The following is a 19,260-nucleotide window of genomic DNA, read 5'->3' as shown; positions in this document are numbered from 1 at the left end:
AAAAGACTAAAGATGATTACAGAAGTAATACTAAAAGAAAAGCAACAAGAACAAAAACTAAATGGTTTTTCGTTCGAAGAGATTGGAGATGACCACCTTTTTACAGGTTTAGAGACACCAATGAAACCAGATGCTTTTAAGATCTCTGACAAAGAAAAGAAAGAAAAAATTTCTATTTTATTTGAAGAAATAATGAATGTAATGGGCTTAGACCTTACAGACGATTCATTAAAAGGAACTCCAAAAAGAGTTGCAAAAATGTATATTGATGAAATTTTCTCTGGATTAAATCCTGCTAATAAACCAAAAGTTGCATTATTTGATAATAAGTACCAATACAATCAAATGTTGGTAGAAAAAAACATTACTTTTTATTCAAATTGTGAACACCATTTTGTACCTATCATTGGTAAAGCTCACGTAGCCTATATTTCTTCTGGTAAGGTAATTGGTTTATCTAAATTAAATAGAATAGTACAATATTATGCAAAAAGACCTCAAGTTCAAGAAAGACTTACTAATCAAATAGCAGAAGAACTTAAAGGTATTTTAGAAACAGATGATGTTGCAGTAATCATAGATGCAAAACACTTATGTGTATCATCTAGAGGAGTTAAAGATGATACCTCATCAACTGTAACCTCTTACTTTGGTGGTAAGTTTAATACACAAGAAAAAATAGCTGAATTACAAAATACTTTAAATTACTAATTATGGAATTAATTAAAAAAGCAATTGAGTTCGAAAATAGAAAAATGAGATTTCCAACCACTAGTGATAGAATTCTAGCATCTAGAGAAGCAAAATCTTTAATCTTAAGTTTAAACGAAGTTTATAAACAAACTAAAGACAAAGAATTAATGGATTTAATGAAGCGTTTAACTGCAATTAAGCAGAGAATTGAAAAACGTTTAAAGGGTAAACCATTAACAGCTGCTTAATTCTTTTGATTTTTGGTTGATTATCTAACTAATATGTTTATATTCGTCAGTTAGAAAAATTACCAAAAACATCATGGAATTATTAGAAAGAGCCACTGAGTTTGAGAATAGAAAGTTCTCATTTAAAACTACTAGTGACCGAATTTTAGCTTCTAGAGAAGTAAAAGCACTTATTTTAGAATTAAACGAAGTTTACAAATTAGAAAAAGATCCTCAAATAATGGATCATATGAAGCGTTTAACAGTTGTAAAACAAAAAATTGAAAAACGCTTGAAAGGAAGACCTTAAAAAAGCAAATTATGAGAAATATTTTAGTAATTGGAGGAAGTAAAGGAATAGGAAAAGCAATAATTACTAATTTAGTTGAAGAAAATCATGTTTACAACGTAAGCAGAACATCCCCTGATTTTTCTCATAATAATTTAACTCATTTCTCTCTTGACATCTTAACAGATGAATTACCTGAAATAGATAAAATAGATACATTAATCTATTGTCCAGGTAGTATTAACTTAAAGCCTATTTCTAGATTAAAATTAGAAGAATTTAGAGACGATTTTGAAATTAATGTTATTGGAGCTGTAAAAACAATTCAAAAATATTTACCAAAATTAAAAGAAGGCAATTCTCCAAATATTCTTTTGTTTAGTACTGTTGCTTCCAAATTAGGAATGCCTTTTCATGCAAGTGTTGCTGCTGCAAAATCTGCTGTAGAAGGATTAACAAAATCTTTAGGTGCAGAATTAGCACCAACTATTAGAGTAAATGCAATTGCACCAACTGTTACAGATACAGACTTAGCATCTAAATTATTACGTAATGACAGAATGATAGAAAATATCACAGAACGTCATCCTCTAAAAAAATATTTACAACCAAAAGAAGTAGCAGATTTAGCAACTTTTTTAACTTCTGATAAAGCTAAATCAATATCTGGTCAAATTTTTGAATTAGACTGTGGTATTGTTAGTTTTAAAATTTAAATAATAAATCTTATGACATCAATATATGATATCAAAATCAATAGTTTACAAGGAAAACCAATAAACTTAAAAGATTTTGAAGGAAAACATATTTTATTTGTGAATGTAGCTTCTAAGTGTGGTTTTACTCCACAATACAAAGGATTAGAAGAACTACATCAAAAATACAAAGATAAATTAGTAGTTATTGGGGTACCTTGTAATCAGTTTGGTAGTCAAGAACCTGGTTCTTCAGAAGAAATACAAGAATTCTGTGAAGTTAATTATGGTGTTTCTTTTTTAATTACTGAAAAGATAGATGTTAAAGGCCAGAACCAACACCCTTTATATTCTTGGTTAACAAATAAAGATTTTAATTCTAAAAAAAGCTCTTCTATAAAGTGGAACTTTCAAAAATACCTAGTTGATAATAATGGTAAATTAATAGATTATTATTTTTCTATTACAAAACCAACTAGTTCAAAAATCACAAAACACATAAAATAGCTATGTTTGGTTTATTCAAAAAAAAATCTGAATTAGAAAAGCTTCAAGAAAAATATAAAAAATTAATGGAAGAAGGCTTTAAGCTTCAATCTATTAATAGAAGTGATAGTGATCAAAAGTATTTAGAAGCAGATGCTATTTTAAAACAAATAGAAGGATTGCAGAAATAATGAAGAATCAGCTAAAATTTACTATTTTATTTTTAATTATAAATTTTGGTGATTTAGCAATTGGTAATTGGTTTATGATTAATGGACCAATATCAGTATGGTATCTAAATCTTAATAAAGCTCCTTGGACACCTCCAGGTTGGGTATTTGGTGTAGCTTGGACAATTATTATGATTTGTTTTTCAGTGTATTTAGGTAAACTTTTTTTAGAGCAAGACAATTCAAAAAATAGAATTGTTTTTTTTATTCAGTTTCTTCTAAATGTTAGTTGGAATTACATTTTCTTCAACCAACAATGGGTATTATTTGGTTTACTTAATATCACATTGTTAACATCTTTAATCTTTATTTACTTCTTTAAACTAAGTGATAAAGTTAAAAATTACAAATATTTATTATTACCCTATATGATTTGGTTGTGTATCGCAACTTCATTAAACCTATATATTTTAATACATAACTAATTTAAAATTTATTAAAGTGACAAACATACAATATATTGAAAATGAGATTTTTGATTTAAGATATAAATTAAAAAATCATCCTCTTTTTAAAAATTTAAATTCTTTAGAGGACATTAAAGTATTTATGCAAAACCATGTCTTTGCTGTTTGGGATTTTATGTCACTCTTAAAAAGCTTACAAAATCATTTAACCAATGTTCAAGTTCCTTGGACACCTCCAAAACATCCTAAACTATCAAGATTTATTAATGAAATTGTTCATGGAGAAGAAAGTGATGTAAACGAAGCTGGCGAACCAAAAAGTCATTTTGAAATGTATTTAGATGCTATGAATCAATTAGGCGCAAATACAAATCAGATCAATCTTTTTATAACACTAATAAAAAAAGGAAACACTGTTGAGTTTGCTTTAAAAGAAATTGAGTTAAATAAAGATGTTGCAGAATTTGTTAGGTTTACATTTAGATTAATTGCTAGTAATCAACCTCATTTAATAGCCTCTGCTTTTACCTTCGGAAGAGAAGATATTATTCCTGATATGTTTTTAGAAATCCTAAAATATTCAGATTCTAATAATCAATTTTATTACAAATTAAAATATTATTTAGAAAGACATATAGAATTAGATGGTGATGAACATGGCCCTTTATCATTAAAAATGGTTTCAGAACTTTGTGGTGATGACGAAGAAAAGTGGCAAGAAACATTAACTATTGCGAAACAATCTTTAGAATATAGAATAAAACTATGGGATGCAGTAAACAATTTGATTCAAAGTCATAAATTAGTTTATTCTTAGAAATTCATTTTTAATGAAAATATATACACTACACAAAAAACAAAAACTTCCAATATCATTAGAAGAAGCTTGGAATTTTTTATCTAATCCAAAAAACTTAAAAATAATCACGCCAGATTATATGAGTTTTGATATGATTACAAAGACTGACAGACCCTTATATACAGGTCAAATATTACAGTATATCGTAACTCCACTTTTAGGAATAAAAACCAAATGGGTTTCAGAAATTACACATATAGAGGATAAAAAATATTTTGTAGACGAACAACTTTATGGCCCCTACTCTCTTTGGCACCATAAACACTTTATAAAAGAAATTGATGGTGGTGTAGAAATGGAAGATATAATAGATTACAAAATTCCTTTAGGCATACTTGGTCAGTTAGTTCATCCTTTTCTGGTAAAACCAAAACTTGAAGAGATATTTAGTTACAGACAAAAAAAATTAATTGAACTTTTTGGAGAATATAAATAATTATGAGTAAAAAAGTAAATATATTTTGGTTTCGTAGAGATTTAAGATTAGATGATAATGTTGGTTTTTATAATGCTTTGCAATCAAAAAATCCTGTTTTACCAATTTTTATTTTTGATTCAGAAATATTAAAAAAACTACCAAAAGATGATGCTAGAGTAAGTTTTATTTTTGAAACACTTCAAAAAATGAGAAGTGAATTACAAGATAATTTTGAAAGTTCAATAGCTATTTACCATGGAAAACCAAAAACTATATTCGAAGAAATTTTAAATGATTTTGAGGTTGAAGAAGTTTATACAAATCATGATTACGAACCTTATGCAAGAGAAAGAGATGAAGAAATTAAAGAATTTCTTTCAGATAAAAATGTTGCCTTTAATACTTTTAAAGATCAAGTAATTTTTGAAAAAAATGAAGTTGTAAAAAAAGACGGAGATCCTTATGTGGTTTATACTCCATATATGAGAACTTGGAAAGAAAAATTCAAAGAACATAACTTAACCATTTATTACACTAACAGCTATTTATCAAACTTAATAGAACACACAAGATTACCAAATTTAACTCTTTCTGATATTGGTTTTAAAAAATCAACTCAAGAAATTACACCATATACAGTGACTCCAACACTTATTCAAGAATACGAAGAAACGAGAAATTTTCCTGCTAAAGATGCAACTTCACGCTTAGGACCACATTTACGTTTTGGTACTGTTAGCGTTCGAAAAATGACAAAAAAAGCAATTGCCCAAAAGAATGAAATTTTTTGGCAAGAACTTATTTGGAGAGAATTTTTTATGCAAATACTTTGGCATTTTCCTGAAACTAAAGACAAAGCATTTAAAAGCAAATATGACAAAATAGAATGGAGAAATAATGAAAAAGAATTTGATGCTTGGTGTAAAGGAAAAACTGGTTACCCTTTAGTAGATGCTGGTATGAGACAATTAAATGAAACTGGTTTTATGCATAATAGAATAAGAATGTTAGTAGGTAGTTTTCTTTGCAAACATTTACTTATAGATTGGAGATGGGGTGAAGCTTATTTTGCAGAAAAATTGCATGATTACGAAATGGCAAGTAATGTTGGTAATTGGCAATGGGTTGCTGGTTCTGGTGTTGATGCATCTCCTTATTTTAGGATTTTTAATCCTACTACACAGATAAAAAAGTTTGATAAAGATTTAAAATACATCAAAAAGTGGGTGCCAAATTATCAAGAACTAACTTATCCTAAGGAAATTGTAGATCATAAAGAGGCAAGAGAGCGTTGTTTAAAAGTTTACAAAGAAGCTGTTAGCTAAAAAAAATAAAAAATTTATTGCTTCATTTTAATATTTGGTTTTTATTTGTGTTCTCAATTCAAAAAAGCCAATATAGCTCAGCTGGCTAGAGCAGCTGATTTGTAATCAGCAGGTCGTGGGTTCGAGTCCCTCTATTGGCTCATTTTCTCTTATTTTTTCGGGATGTAGCTTAGTCCGGTTAAAGTGCTGGTCTGGGGGACCAGAGATCGGAGGTTCGAATCCTCTCATCCCGACATTCAAATTAAATATTTTCTACAATTCTTTGTTAGATTTCAACTTTATAATCTGCTAAAAAATATTTATCTTGCAGAGATGGTGTTTAATTATCTAATGTAATTGAAACCAAAATAAAAATTGAAATTATGGGCAATTCTATGTTCAAAAATATATTACAGGATTCTTTAGATATTTCTGCAGAAAAAATATCTGGACAAGATGCAACTTTTCTTTATGCAGAATCGTCATCTAGTCCAATGCAAATTGCTACTTTAACGATTGTTGAAGGCTCTTTAGAGTTTGATGATTTTAAAGCTATAGTTGCATCAAAACTACATTTAATTCCTAAATTTAGAAAGAAACTTTTAAATGTTCCTTTTAATTTAGATTATCCATATTGGGTAGATGACCCAAATTTTGATATTGATTTGCATATCAATAGAGTAAAATTACCAGAACCTTCTAATTGGAGTACTTTAAGAGAAATGACAAGCTCAATTTTTAGTAGACCTTTAGACTTGAGAAGACCTTTATGGTCTATAAGTTTTATAGAAGGATTAGATGAAGTTTCTCAAGTTCCAAAAGGCTCTGTAGCCATTGTAGCTAAAGTACATCATGTAATGATAGATGGGAGTTCTGGTGTCGGAATTATGGGTATTTTATTTGATAAAAGTAAAGAAGATAAAAATAAAAAAATTCCAAAACCTAGACCTTTTGAACCAGAACCTCTTCCTGCTGAAATAGATTTACTTTTAAAAAGTTCTGCAGATTTCTTTAAAGACCCGCTTAAAATACCAAAGTTAATAAGCGAAACTGCCATTACTATGACTAAAGGTCAAATCAAAAATAAATTTAAAATAAAACCTACATTATTCAAAAATAAATACCCAACACCAAAAACAATTTTTAATAACTCTATCTCTGCAAAAAGAACATGGGGTACTGCAATTTTATCTTTCGATAGAATTAATGCTTTAAGAAAAATTATGGAAGTAAGTGTTAATGATTTAATTATTGCTATTTGCGCTGGTGGAATTAGAAAATACTTATCAGAAAAAGAAAAATTACCTGTACAACCTTTAGTAGCTAATGTACCTATTTCAATCCGAGTTAAAGGTGAAAAGCAAAAAATGAATAATCAGATATCAAATATGTTAGTTAGAATCGCTACTCATATTGCAGATCCTATTGAAAGAGTTGAATATATTCGTGAACAAACAAATCAAGGAAAATCTAGACATAAAGCTGTTGGCGCAAAAGCATTATCTAAAATGGCTGATGCTGTTCCTTTTGGCCTAGCTAATTTAGCTGCTGGTTTATACAGTAAATATAATATTAAAGAATTTCATAGACCTCCTTTTAATGTTACAATTACAAATGTACCTGGACCACAAAGTCCTTTATATTTAAGAGGACACGAAATTTTATCAATATTTGGCCTTACTCCTGTTTTAGATGGTTTTGGATTAATTATTGCTGCTTTTAGCTATAATGGTCTTGTATCTATAACTACAACTTCTGATGCTAAGACTATGCCAGATGCAGATCAGTTTTCTAGATATATAAGAGAATCTGCTAACGAACTAGAAGAGGTAATTTTAAATAGAAAAACAGATAATGAAAAAACTAAAGAAGAAAAGTTTTTAAGTAAACCTGTATTCTCTAACTTAAGAAAATATTTAAACGATCATAAATCGTTAAAAAAAACACATCAAGGTGTCTATGATTTTGAGTTGAATTTAGCCAAAACAAAAGTTGATTATTCTTTAACTATTAAAGATGGTAAAGTTTCTATAAGAAAAACAAAAACCACAAAACCAAATGTTAAAATAGAAATAGATGATGCAATCTTACATGCATTATATAAGAAGAAATTATTACTTGATGAAGTCATAATTCAAGGCAGACTTAAACTAACAGGGACAAAAAAGAATCAAGATAAATTTCTTAAACTAATGTCTAAATTTTTAGATGCTTAAAATGCCTGCAATTACAGATACATATAAAACAAAAGATGGTGAAACCATTTTTTATTATAAATGGAAAGCTAAAGAAGATATACCATATAAAGGTGTAGTTCAAATTGCTCATGGAGTTGGTGAACATGCAGGAAGGTATAAATCAATAGCAAAAGTGCTACGTAAATCTGGTTATGATGTTTATGCAAATGATCACAGAATTCATGGTAAATCAGCTAAAAATCAAGATTATTTAGGTTTTTATGATGGTCAAGATTATTTTTCTGATGCTGTAAATGATATGAGAGCATTTACTGAAATTATCAAAAAAGAACACCCAAATGAAAAAATAATTTTATTGGGTCATAGCATGGGCTCTTTACTTAGCAGAGAGTATGTTACTATATATGGAGAGGATTTAGAGGCACTAATTTTATCAGGCACAGCAAATTTTATGAAAGGCTTAGGTAATTTTGGATTATTTAGCGCTAAAGTAATGAGTAAATTAAATGGAAAACACAGAAGTAATGAGTTATTAAAAAACTTATTCTTTACTCATTTTAATAAAAAATTTAAACCTAACAGAACTAAAGTTGATTGGATTAGTAGTGATAAAAAACAGGTAGATTTATTTGAAGCTGACCCATTACGTATAGAAGACTTTTCTTTAAGTGTTTACTTAGATATTTTAAAGGGAAGTAAAAAAATTAATGACATTACTACTTTTGAAAAAACCCCAAAACATTTACCTATTTTAATTTTTTCAGGAGATAAAGATCCTGTAGGAGAAATGGGAAAAGGGGTTAAAAAAGTGGCAAGAAAATATAAGAAAGCAGGTTTACAAGATGTAACTTTAAAATTATATAAAGGTGGTAGACACGAAATGCTTAACGAAGTTAATAAAAAAGAAGTACAACAAGACGTATTAAATTGGCTAAATGAAAGAATTCAAGCCTCTAACTAACATATGGAAAACAATAAAATAGTATATCAATCATTTGTAAAATTAGCAGTTGCTATAGCTGTCTCTCAAGGAACAACAGAAGCTTCAGCGAAAAAAATTATTACAAAAAACTTTGAACAGCATCCTTTTCATAAACAACTTTCTAAGTTGATAAAAAAAGTTTCTCTTAAAAAAGAAAATCTAAATATTTTAGCAAACGAATGCATTTCTATATGTGAAGATTTTGGACCAGATAGAGATTATGTTACTTTAGTTTTACTTCTAGAAACCATCTATAAAAACGAAGAGTTTAAAGAGATAGAAAAAGATACTATTCTTAATATTATTCAAAGATTTAAATCAGAAATTGAAAGAATTAATGCTAAAATACCAGCACCACCATTATATAATGTAATTTTAGAAACTAGAGCTATTGCTGAGTGGTCATCTATGTTTTGGCTATATCCATTTATTCCAAAACATAAAACAAACACAACAAAACCAGTATTGTTAATGCCTCCATATTTAGGTAATGATAATTCTACAAGATTTGTAAGAAAATATTTAAAATCTGTTGGATTTAAAACCTATAAATGGGATTTAGGTGTTAATATGATTAATTCTAAATCGATACCCAAACTTGTTGAAAAACTAGATGAAATTTTTGAAAAACATCAAGAAAAAGTAAGTCTTGTTGGCTGGAGTGGAGGTGGAATTTTTGCAAAAATTATTGCAAATAGACATCCAGAAAAAGTAGAGCAATTAATTACTATTGGCTCACCTGTTTGGGGATTAAAAAACATGAAAGCTCCTGTTATTAAATCTTTAGAGTTTTTAAGAGGTCAAAAACTTCGTGAGAGAAACGAAAAATTCATTAAAGAATTAGAGGAGATACCTAATGTTCCCATAACTTGTGTATATACAAAAACAGATGGTTTAATTCCTTGGAAAAACTGCATGGAAGCAGAAACTTATAGAAAAGACATAAAAAACATAGAAGTATTTGGTAGTCATTGTGGAATGGGTGCAAACGCAACAATTCTACTTACAGTTGCAAATGCCCTAAGTGCAAATTTAGAAACCAAAAAAGATGAAACTATTATTGAAAAAGTAGAACAACTTTTTTATCCAAAATTTTGGCAACAAAAAGGACTTTCAAAATTTACAAACTTATTTTTTAGCTAATCATGGAAAATAAATTAGAGAATATTATAAAGCATCCTCAGTTTCAAGAGAAGCTTCAAGAAATAGCTATTTCAGAAAAAAAGGGAATTGCTGAAATTAAAAAAGAGGCAGAAAACTGTATCAAAGAATTGTATTCTCAACAACATCCTGTAGCTAATATTTTATCTATCAAAGGATTTCAATTCATGATGTCTAAAGCTTACAGCAATAAGATAGACATTAATCGTGAAGAAATAAAAAACTTAATGAACCTAATGAAGCAACATTCTGTTGCTTTTATTTTAACTCATAAAACTTATTTAGATACTGTAGTTTTAGTAAATACTTTAGCAAGATATGGTATGCCTATCCCTTACACATTTGGTGGCATAAATTTAGCATTCCCTGGCTTTAAACAATTAGGAAAAAACTCAGGTTTAATTTTTATTAGAAGAAGCTTTAAAGACAATCCAGTATATAAAGCTTCATTAAGACATTACATTTCTTGCTTAATAGAAAATGGTGATCATTTAACTTGGAATATAGAGGGTACTCGTTCTAGAACAGGCAAAATAGTGTACCCACAAATGGGGATATTAAAATACATCATGGAAGGTGAAAAAGACAGCTCTAGAAGTATTAAATACGTGCCTGTTTCTATTGTATATGACTTGATACCTGATGTTAAAACAATGACAGAAGAAGGCAAAGGAAAAGAAAAAAAATCTGAAAATGTTGCTGAGTTTGTCAAATACTTTAAAAGTCTTGGAAATCAATATGGAAAAGCAGCAATTAGATTTGGAAACCCTGTAGACGCAAGTGAACACCAAAATGCGATTATACCAGATATTGAAGAAGATAGTTATTCAGATAAAAACACCTTACCACGTTTTGCTTTTGAGTTAATTCATAAAGCAAATATGATTACTCCTGTAACCACAGTTTCTTTAGTTTGTAATGTTCTGCTAAATAACTTTGCACTTACTAAAAAAGAGCTTGAGTTTAATGTATTAAAGTTGATGAATTATATTGGTCAGCGAAAAGAGGATGTATTAATTGAGCGTGGCAAAAAAATTGGAGCTTCTGTTCAAAAAGCATTGAACCTTTTACAAGGTGCAGGTATAGTTCAAAAAAATAAAGCAGGTTATAAAACTCAATATAATTTAGCAGCTTCAGAATTTTTATCTGCAACATATTATGCAAACATGGCCTCTGCTCATTTATATCACAGAGCATTTATAGAAATGGCTTTAGTTAAAATTAAAGACGAGAAATCTAATAATAGAATTTTATTGTTTTGGGATGAAATAATGCGTTTAAGGAACTTATTTAAGTTTGAGTTTTTCTACACAAATAAACCTCAATTTAGTAGTGAAATAGAAGATGAATTGCAGCTTTTTGATACAAATTGGAGAAACATTATAAATGATCCTGAAGGAGATATAGAAAAACTACTTTCTAAACAAGAGTTGTTTGTCTCAAAAGCTTTATTACTAATTCATTTAGAAGCAAATAAAGTTGTTTGTAGCACATTATTCGATTGGGATTTAGAGGATGAATTTTCTGATAATGAGTTCATAGAAATGTGCTTATTTAAGGGTAAAGAATTGCATTGGCAAAATAGAATTATTAGACTAGACAGTGTCTCTAAACCTTTCTTAATAAGTGCTTTAAGATTAGCCAAAAACAGTAAACTAACTCCAATAGATAGAAAAGTTGATTATAAAAAACTTGAAAATTGGATGAGTTTATTAGATGACATGATGGGTCGTCTAGAATTCTTACAAAAACTAGAAATACAACAAATTAAAAAGAGCCCAAAAACTTCAAATGAAGAAGAAAAGATAGTTGTTCCTGGGTCACAATTAGAAAATATCTCTGATGATATAATTGAAGAAGAAGAAGGTCCTCATATTGCTGCATTTTTTGATTTAGATAGAACAATCATTAACGATTTTTCTGCCAAAAAATTTATACAATCAAGATTACTAAGTGGTAAATCTACTTCTAAAGAATTATTAGCACAATTTGCAACCATTCTTTTTTATGCAGCTGGTAATAGAGATTTTGAAATTTTAACAAGAATCTCTGCTTTTGGAATTAAAGGAATTAAAGAAAAATTATTTACTGAATTAGGTGAAGAAGTTTTTCATGACTATCTAGAATCAACCATATATCCAGAAGCTGTAGAGTTAATTAAATCTCATGTAGAAAAAGGACATAAAGTAGTAATTATATCTGCTGCAACACGTTATCAAATAAAACCTATTGCAGATAAATTAGGCATCTCTGATATTTTTGCTACAGAAATGGAAGTAAAAAAAGGGAAGTTTACAGGTATGATTTCAGAAATGTGCTGGGCAGAGGGTAAAGCAAGAGCTGGTCGTAAATTTGCAAAAGCCAATAATATCGATCTTTCTAAAAGTTTCTTTTATACAGATAGTTTTGATGATTTTCCTTTATTAGAAATTGTTGGTAAACCTATAGCTACTAATCCAGATAATAGATTATCTCAAGCTGCTTTTGAAAACGATTGGAAAATTCTTCGTTTTAAAGAAACTAAAAAAACTCCTATTGTAAATGGCTTAAGAACAGGTTTAGCTGCTGCAAGCTTATACCCATCAGCTTTAAAAGGTTTAGCAACAGGTTTATTAACCATGTCTCATCAAGAAGGTATAAATACTACCATTTCTAGTATTGGAGATTTAGGTACTAAATTAGCAGGATTAGACATCAATATTAAAGGCAAACAAAATTTAAAAGATTTTAGACCTGCTGTTTTTTGTTTTAATCACCAATCTTCTGCAGACTTTTTTATCATCGCTAAACTTTTGCGAAAAAATGTAACTGGTGTTGCAAAAAAAGAGTTAGAACTTACTCCATTTGGACCATTATTTAAAGCTATGGGTGCAATTTTTATTGATAGATCTAACAAGAAAAAAGCGTTAGAATCTATGAAAAATGCATCAAAAGTTCTAAAAAATGGTACTTCAGTAGCTATTGCTCCTGAAGGCACAAGAAGTGGAAGTAAAAAGTTAGGCACTTTTAAAAAGGGAGCTTTTCATTTAGCGATGTCTGCAGGTGTTCCTATAATTCCAATAGTTATTAAAAATGCATATTTAGCCATGCCAAAAGGAAGCAATATTTTTAAACCTACACATATAGAAGTTGTTGTTTTAGACCCTATTGATACTTCTGAATGGAAACCTAAATACATTGACAATTATATAGAACAAGTTAGAAATTTGTATATTAAAGAATTAGAACATTAAACTTAATATTATGAAACTAAAAGTTGGATTATTAGGTGGTGGTTCTTGGGGAACTACTGTAGCTTCATTAACAGCTAAAAATGCAGAAACAATAATTTGGGCTAGAGATGCAGAAACAGTAGAGGAAATTAATCAAAAACACACCAATGAAAAGTATTTGCCAAATGCTAAACTTACTCCTTCTTTAGTAGCTTCTAACTCAATTGAAGAAACTGTAAAAAACGCAGATGTTATTGTATTAGGTATACCATCACAAAGTATGCGTAAAGTTTTAGAAGAAGCAAAACCTCATATTAGACCATGGGTACCCATTATTAATCTTGCAAAAGGCTTAGAAATTTCTACAAAAAAGAGAATGACTCAAATAATTGAAGAAATTATGCCTGGTCATCCAGCAGGAGTATTAACAGGTCCTAATTTGGCTAAAGAAATTCATTTTGGCAATGCAGCTGCAGCTGTTATTGCTATGGTTGATAAAACTATAGCAGAAAAACTACAATCTATTTTTAGTTCTGGTTTATTTAGAGTGTACACAAATTCAGATGTTATTGGTTGTGAATTAGGTGGTGCGCTTAAAAATATAATTGCAATTGCTTCTGGTATGGGTGATGGAGCAAATGCAGGAGATAATACTAGAGCAGCAATAATAACTAGAGGTCTAGCAGAATTAACAAGACTTGGTGTAGCTATGGGTGGTAAAAAAGCTACCTTTTCTGGTTTAGCTGGTATGGGTGATTTAGTAGCTACTTGCTCAAGTTCCAAAAGTAGAAATCATCATGTAGGTTTTCAATTAGGTAGAGGCAAAAGTTTAGAACAAATTATTAATGAAATGAATGAAGTTGCAGAAGGTGTTAAAACTGCAAAAGTAGTTATGGAGTTAGCTAAAGAGTATAACGTAGACATGCCAATTTCTAAAGAAATATATAAAGTATTATATGAAGGAAACAGTGTTAATGATGCTTTTAAAGGTCTATTAAAACACGAAGTTGGTTCTGAAAAAGAACCAGGATAAAATGATGAATTATGAATAAAAAACAAGAACAAAATGCCTCTTTTATGGTGCGTTTTAATCAACAAATATTTGAAGAAAACGAAGAAGCTAAAATACAATGGAGAGGAAAAATTACACATGTTCAAGATGGAGAGGAAAAACGTTTTTCTGATTTTAATGACGCACTTGTTTTTATGCAAAATAAACTAGCAAGTTTAACAGAAGAAGCAACAAAACATGAATCTTCAGAAAAGCAAGAAAGTATTTTAGATAAAAGTCTTTCTATGTGGAAAACCATAAAAGATGTTGGCCCAAAAGTAATAAGAGATACCCTAAAAGATCCTAAAAAACAATTATCGCATTTACAAGACGAAATTCAAGATAAAATTACCATTATTGGTGACGAAATTTCTGAAAAAGTTCAAATAAATGAATGGAGAAACGCCTCTAGATCAGATTTCAATAAAATTCAAAATCAGATAGAAAGCCTTTCAACAGAAATTAAAAAACTTTCTAAAAAAATGGACACTTTAAATAAAAAATAGTTGTTCAATGTCTAACTTTCTTCAACAATTACAAGACTTAAATACCTTTTATGAAAATGCAACAATTCGCATAGAAACATTAGGAAATTTTGTAGTGTGGAGAAATCAACAAAAAATAGAACCCAAAGAATGGGGTCGTGATAAAACCATTCAATTACTACAATTTTTAGTTTCAAACAGACAAAGAAATGCCCTGCATAAAGAAAAAATTATGGATAATCTTTGGGATGATTGGAACGATCGTGATTTTAAAGTAGCTTTACATGGTATTAATAAAGTATTAGAACCAAACAGACCTACAAGAACAGAGCCTATATATATTGAAAGACAAGGAGTAAGTTATCAAATTAACTTAGACAAAGTTTGGATAGATGTAGAAGCTTTAGAACAATATATTATTATTGGTAATACGTGTTTAAGCACAGAACTACAAATCGCAAAACAAGCTTACCAAAAAGCTATAGCACTTTACAAAGGCACTTTTTTACCTAATAGAATTTATGAAGATTGGACTTCTGAAGAACGAGAAAAAACACAACTTTTAATTTTGGGCACCTATATTACTTTAGCTGAAATTTTATTAGATGAAAATCCTTTAGAAAGCATTCGTCTAGCTCAAAATGCATTAGCAATAGATGCAACTTGGGAAGATGCCTATAGGATTCAAATGAAAGGTTACATTAAAAAAGGAAACAGACCTCAAGCCATTAAAACTTACATGAAATGTGAGGTAATTTTAGAAGAAGAATATGGTATCTCTCCTCTTCCACAAACTAAAAACCTTTTAAAAGAAATAGAATCAATAGCTTAGTATTCGTATCATTAGCTATTTTGTAACTCATTTGCAACTCACACTTTATATGTTTGCATCAAAATTAGAAATTAAAACTATAATAAGATGAAAACTATATCTATTAATAAAATAAAAGAACAAGCATTACATTTAAATGATAAAGCTTTAAAGACTACTGAAAAAACAGTTTTAAACTCTTTTGAGAAAATTGAAAAAGCTCAAAACAAAACAGATGAGTTTATTAAAAAAGGATTTAAATTTTCAGAAAAACAACAAGACAAACTATTTAACAATCTAGAAAATGGTAAAGAAATGGTTTGGAAAAATTTAAACAAAGCATTAGATTTTTTTAGTAGAAACTAATCTGTAACTCATCTGTAACTCAGAGGATTTATATTTGTACTATTAAATTTAAAAAACAAAAAAAACATATATTATGGCAACAAAGAAAACAAAAAAAGACGATAAGTTAGGTAAAGCAAAAGCAATCGTAAAAAAAATAAATAGCGATTTAATAGATGCTTCTTTCAATGCTATCGAAACAACTGTAAAAACAGGAGAAAAGTGGCAAAAATTAACAGCTAAGTTAGTTAAAAAGGCAGAGCCTTTAACAAAACAACAAATTAACATGGTTGTAGAAACTGCAGAATCTATTAAAGGTCAATTAGAAACTAGTACAGAGCGTTTAAAAAATTTAGTTGGGTATGATGCTCAAGTTTTAGAAAATGCAAAAAAGAAAGTAGCTGAACATCCTTTAGTTGAAAAAGCTGAGGAGATGAAAGATAAGTTCGAAAAAGAAGTAGCTAATAACAAATATGTAAAGAAAGCTGAAAAGATGTCTGAGACATTAAAGAAAAATCTTTCTGAAACTATCGAAGATGTTAAAGGTAAAATCGAAACTTATACAGAAGAAGCTCTAAATACAGTTAATGAAAAACTAGACGATATTAAACCTGCTACTACTAAAAAGACAACTAAGAAGAAAGTAGTTAAAAAAGAAGTAGCTGTTGAAGAAAAAATAGTTGTTGAAAAAGTTGATCAAAAAGACGATTTAAAAGTTATAAAAGGTATAGGACCAGTATTAGAAAAGTCTTTAAATGAGTTAAATGTTACTGCATATAGCCAAATTGCTAAAATGACAATTAAAAACATGACTAAGTTATTAAATGATGCAGGTATTAATGCAAAAATTTATGATTTATCTGGTTGGAAAGCTCAAGCAAAATTAGCTTTAAAAGGCGATATGGAAGCTGTAAAAAACTGGGAAAGAAAATAAAATTTAAACCATTAAAATTTTAATTATGGCAACTAATAAAATAAACACTGCAAATTTTACTAAAAAAGTAGAAAATGCAATTAAAACTGTAAAATCTAAGGCAAATAAAGCTAATTATTACGCTTTAAATGCAACAGAAGAAGTAGTAACTGAAACAATTTCTATAGCTACTCAATGGCAACAGGTTACAGATAAAGCACTTAAAGGCGGAGTTAAATTATTAGATAATCAACAAAATTTAATTTTTGATACTTTAGAAAGCTATAAAAAACATTTTGTAAAAGGGTCTAAAAGATTACGTAAAGTATTTGCTTAATTTACCCCCTACTTTCATATTAAAACCAAGTTAAAATTTAACTTGGTTTTTTGTTTTTATAGCAATACATTTTCTTTTAACGGTAAAACGTTTCGTATTTTTGTAGTATAAAAGTTTTGTATGGGTAAAAAGAAAAATATTTCTAAACTAGATATACTAACATTATACATGGATTGGGTTTCAGAAAACCAAATAAAACCAAGTGATGTTGATTATTTTTGTGAAGAAGTTGCTATTGAGGTAGAAGATTTTTACAATCATTTTAAATCTTTAAAAAAGGTTGAAAAGACAATTTTTAATGAGCTTTTTAAAAATTCATTAGAAGTTTTAAATGAAAGTGAAGAATTTTTAACCTTCGATAACAAAAACAAATTACTAAGTTTATATTTTACATTTTTTGAGAATCTTAATCTAAATAGAACCTATGTAGAAGTAGCTCTAAAAGGATGTAAAAATCAACTTAAATCATACAAAACACTTTCTTCTTTACAAAAAAGCTTTATGGCTTTTGTAAATAGTTTATCATTAACAGAAAGTATATTACCTATTGATGGTTTAGAGAAACTACAATCTAATATCATCAATCATTCTGCTTGGATTCAGTTATTAATTACCATTAAATTTTGGTTAGAAGACACTTCTGAATCTTTTGAAAAAACAGATATTTTTATCGAGAAATCAATCAATACTAGCTTCGAACTTATAGAAAACAAGTTTCTTAAAAACGCATTCGATTTAGGAAAATTTGTGTATAAAGAAAAATTCCAAAAAAACACGGATTAAATGAAAAAAGCCAGTAAAATTCCGATTTCTAAAATTCAAAGAGCTTCTAAACTTGTAAAAACAGGTGCAAAAGTTGGCGTGAATTATTTAAAATATTATGGTAATAAGATCACAGACTCTGAAGAAAATGCTAGAGAACAGCTTAATAAAGACAATGCAGAAGATATTTACGACAGTTTAAAAGACTTAAAAGGGAGTCCTTTAAAAGTAGCTCAAATGTTAAGTATGGAAAAGAGTATTTTACCAAGAGCTTACGTAGAAAAATTCTCATTAGCTCAATTTTCTGTTCCACCATTATCTGAAGCCTTAGTTTTAAAGACTTTTAAAAAGAGTTTTGGTAAATTTCCATCAGAAATATTTGATAAATTTGATGTTAAAGCCTATAATGCTGCAAGTATTGGGCAAGTTCATAAAGCTGAAAAAGATGGTAAAAAACTGGCAGTTAAAATTCAATATCCAGGAGTTGCAGATAGTATAAAATCAGACTTAGCACTTTTAAAACCTTTTGTTATTAGAATGTTTAATATGAAAGGTAAAACTTCTGATGAGTATTTCTTTGAAGTACAAGATAAATTGTTAGAAGAAACAGATTACGAATTAGAAGTTAAACAAAGTAAAGAAATTGTAAATGCTTGTAAAAATATTAATCATCTTGCTTTCCCTAATTATTATTCGGATTTATCGTCAAAACAAATCATAACTATGGATTGGATGAATGGTATTCATCTATCTGAGTTTACAGATGCAAATACCAATCAAGAATTGGCAAATCAAATTGGTCAAGCATTATGGGATTTTTACATGTTTCAAATCCATAATTTAAAAAAGGTACATGCAGATCCACATCCAGGAAACTTTTTGGTTTCTAAAAAAGGAGAGTTAATTGCCTTAGATTTTGGGTGTATGAAAACTATTCCATTATCATTTTACAATCCTTATTTTGTTTTAGCTAAAAAAGGAACTTTAGAAGACGACACTCTTTTTGTAGAAAAAATGATGGAGTTAGATATTTTAAGAGAAGAAGATAGCAAAGAAGAATTTGCCTTTTTTAAAGCTATGTTTCATGAAATGTTATCTATTTTCACCCAACCTTTTCATGTAGAAGAATTCGATTTTTCTGATGAAGTGTTCTTTGGTAAAATTTCTGAATTTGGTGAACGCTATTCAAAAAATGTAGAATTACGTTCTTACAATGCTAGTAGAGGATCTAAGCATTTTATCTATATGAACAGAACGTTCTTTGGATTATATAATTTAATGTTCGATTTAAAAGCAAAAGATATTAAGATTAACAATTTTATAAATCTATAAAATCTTAGTACTTTTAAACTCTAAATAAAGCTGTTTTATATTAAGTTAAAAAACGGCTAAAAT

Annotated in this window: 22 protein-coding genes and 2 tRNA genes; all 24 read left to right on the top strand. The window is 28.6% G+C overall.

All coding sequences use genetic code 11. The annotated features are described in order from the left end of the window. The first annotated feature begins 12 nt into the window (after nucleotides 1-12). The 24 genes from folE (at nucleotide 13) to ACFOWD_RS12680 (ending at nucleotide 19,197) form a co-directional block, all read left to right on the top strand. Entirely contained in the window at nucleotides 13-711 is a 699-nt protein-coding gene (gene folE / locus ACFOWD_RS12795; RefSeq protein ID WP_377411170.1) for a GTP cyclohydrolase I FolE, read from the top strand. A 2-nt stretch (nucleotides 712-713) separates the two neighbouring features. Continuing rightward, nucleotides 714-941 (top strand): hypothetical protein, encoded by a 228-nt coding sequence (locus ACFOWD_RS12790; protein WP_298994132.1) that lies wholly within the window; start codon nucleotides 714-716, stop codon nucleotides 939-941. 73 nt (nucleotides 942-1,014) lie between these two features. Next, a complete protein-coding gene (locus ACFOWD_RS12785) occupies nucleotides 1,015-1,230 on the top strand; it encodes a hypothetical protein (RefSeq protein ID WP_298994133.1) in 216 nt (71 codons plus the stop codon). 11 nt (nucleotides 1,231-1,241) lie between these two features. Continuing rightward, entirely contained in the window at nucleotides 1,242-1,925 is a 684-nt protein-coding gene (locus ACFOWD_RS12780) for an SDR family NAD(P)-dependent oxidoreductase (protein WP_377411166.1), read from the top strand. 12 nt (nucleotides 1,926-1,937) lie between these two features. Beyond that, nucleotides 1,938-2,411 carry a glutathione peroxidase gene (locus tag ACFOWD_RS12775; protein WP_377411163.1) on the top strand — a complete coding sequence of 158 codons (474 nt, stop codon included), beginning with the start codon at nucleotides 1,938-1,940 and terminating at the stop codon, nucleotides 2,409-2,411. 2 nt (nucleotides 2,412-2,413) lie between these two features. Then, a complete protein-coding gene (locus ACFOWD_RS12770; protein WP_377411160.1) occupies nucleotides 2,414-2,581 on the top strand; it encodes a Lacal_2735 family protein in 168 nt (55 codons plus the stop codon). Continuing rightward, a complete protein-coding gene (locus tag ACFOWD_RS12765; protein ID WP_377411157.1) occupies nucleotides 2,581-3,045 on the top strand; it encodes a TspO/MBR family protein in 465 nt (154 codons plus the stop codon). The genes ACFOWD_RS12770 and ACFOWD_RS12765 overlap by 1 nt, the downstream gene beginning before the upstream one ends. Nucleotides 3,046-3,061: 16 nt before the next feature. Next, nucleotides 3,062-3,844, top strand: coding sequence for a DUF3050 domain-containing protein (locus ACFOWD_RS12760; RefSeq protein WP_377411154.1), 783 nt, complete (start codon nucleotides 3,062-3,064; stop codon nucleotides 3,842-3,844). Between the two features lie 13 nt (nucleotides 3,845-3,857). After that, on the top strand, nucleotides 3,858-4,322 hold the full coding sequence (locus tag ACFOWD_RS12755) for an SRPBCC family protein (protein WP_377411151.1): 465 nt from the start codon (nucleotides 3,858-3,860) through the stop codon (nucleotides 4,320-4,322). A gap of 2 nt (nucleotides 4,323-4,324) precedes the next feature. Beyond that, nucleotides 4,325-5,629 carry a cryptochrome/photolyase family protein gene (locus tag ACFOWD_RS12750; RefSeq protein ID WP_377411148.1) on the top strand — a complete coding sequence of 435 codons (1,305 nt, stop codon included), beginning with the start codon at nucleotides 4,325-4,327 and terminating at the stop codon, nucleotides 5,627-5,629. 66 nt (nucleotides 5,630-5,695) lie between these two features. Next, nucleotides 5,696-5,769, top strand: a tRNA-Thr gene (locus ACFOWD_RS12745). A gap of 18 nt (nucleotides 5,770-5,787) precedes the next feature. Then, a tRNA-Pro gene (locus ACFOWD_RS12740) sits at nucleotides 5,788-5,862 on the top strand. A 141-nt stretch (nucleotides 5,863-6,003) separates the two neighbouring features. Continuing rightward, nucleotides 6,004-7,824 carry a wax ester/triacylglycerol synthase family O-acyltransferase gene (locus ACFOWD_RS12735; RefSeq protein ID WP_377411145.1) on the top strand — a complete coding sequence of 607 codons (1,821 nt, stop codon included), beginning with the start codon at nucleotides 6,004-6,006 and terminating at the stop codon, nucleotides 7,822-7,824. A 1-nt stretch (nucleotide 7,825) separates the two neighbouring features. Beyond that, nucleotides 7,826-8,767: an alpha/beta hydrolase gene (locus ACFOWD_RS12730; protein WP_377411142.1), complete on the top strand. Its 942-nt coding sequence runs from the start codon at nucleotides 7,826-7,828 to the stop codon at nucleotides 8,765-8,767. 3 nt (nucleotides 8,768-8,770) lie between these two features. After that, nucleotides 8,771-9,931, top strand: a complete 1,161-nt coding sequence (locus ACFOWD_RS12725; protein WP_377411139.1) for an alpha/beta hydrolase — start codon at nucleotides 8,771-8,773, stop codon at nucleotides 9,929-9,931. A 2-nt stretch (nucleotides 9,932-9,933) separates the two neighbouring features. Next, on the top strand, nucleotides 9,934-13,182 hold the full coding sequence (locus ACFOWD_RS12720; protein WP_377411136.1) for an HAD-IB family hydrolase: 3,249 nt from the start codon (nucleotides 9,934-9,936) through the stop codon (nucleotides 13,180-13,182). Nucleotides 13,183-13,192: 10 nt separating this feature from the next. Further along, nucleotides 13,193-14,194, top strand: coding sequence for an NAD(P)H-dependent glycerol-3-phosphate dehydrogenase (locus tag ACFOWD_RS12715; RefSeq protein ID WP_377411133.1), 1,002 nt, complete (start codon nucleotides 13,193-13,195; stop codon nucleotides 14,192-14,194). Nucleotides 14,195-14,205: 11 nt separating this feature from the next. Further along, complete coding sequence (locus tag ACFOWD_RS12710) at nucleotides 14,206-14,718, top strand: hypothetical protein (RefSeq protein ID WP_377411130.1); 513 nt, start codon at nucleotides 14,206-14,208, stop codon at nucleotides 14,716-14,718. 7 nt (nucleotides 14,719-14,725) lie between these two features. Then, nucleotides 14,726-15,529, top strand: coding sequence for an AfsR/SARP family transcriptional regulator (locus tag ACFOWD_RS12705; RefSeq protein WP_377411128.1), 804 nt, complete (start codon nucleotides 14,726-14,728; stop codon nucleotides 15,527-15,529). An 87-nt stretch (nucleotides 15,530-15,616) separates the two neighbouring features. Beyond that, nucleotides 15,617-15,874 carry a hypothetical protein gene (locus ACFOWD_RS12700; RefSeq protein ID WP_298994163.1) on the top strand — a complete coding sequence of 86 codons (258 nt, stop codon included), beginning with the start codon at nucleotides 15,617-15,619 and terminating at the stop codon, nucleotides 15,872-15,874. Between the two features lie 73 nt (nucleotides 15,875-15,947). Further along, nucleotides 15,948-16,787: a hypothetical protein gene (locus tag ACFOWD_RS12695; RefSeq protein ID WP_298994165.1), complete on the top strand. Its 840-nt coding sequence runs from the start codon at nucleotides 15,948-15,950 to the stop codon at nucleotides 16,785-16,787. A gap of 25 nt (nucleotides 16,788-16,812) precedes the next feature. Then, a complete protein-coding gene (locus tag ACFOWD_RS12690) occupies nucleotides 16,813-17,103 on the top strand; it encodes a hypothetical protein (protein WP_377411126.1) in 291 nt (96 codons plus the stop codon). Between the two features lie 120 nt (nucleotides 17,104-17,223). After that, nucleotides 17,224-17,886, top strand: coding sequence for a TetR family transcriptional regulator C-terminal domain-containing protein (locus tag ACFOWD_RS12685; RefSeq protein ID WP_298994169.1), 663 nt, complete (start codon nucleotides 17,224-17,226; stop codon nucleotides 17,884-17,886). Next, nucleotides 17,887-19,197 carry an ABC1 kinase family protein gene (locus ACFOWD_RS12680; RefSeq protein ID WP_377411124.1) on the top strand — a complete coding sequence of 437 codons (1,311 nt, stop codon included), beginning with the start codon at nucleotides 17,887-17,889 and terminating at the stop codon, nucleotides 19,195-19,197. Nucleotides 19,198-19,260: the final 63 nt, after the last annotated feature.

This window comes from Polaribacter marinivivus (assembly GCF_042651285.1).
GTDB lineage: Bacteria > Bacteroidota > Bacteroidia > Flavobacteriales > Flavobacteriaceae > Polaribacter > Polaribacter marinivivus.
This window is presented reverse-complemented; position numbering and strand designations above follow the sequence as displayed.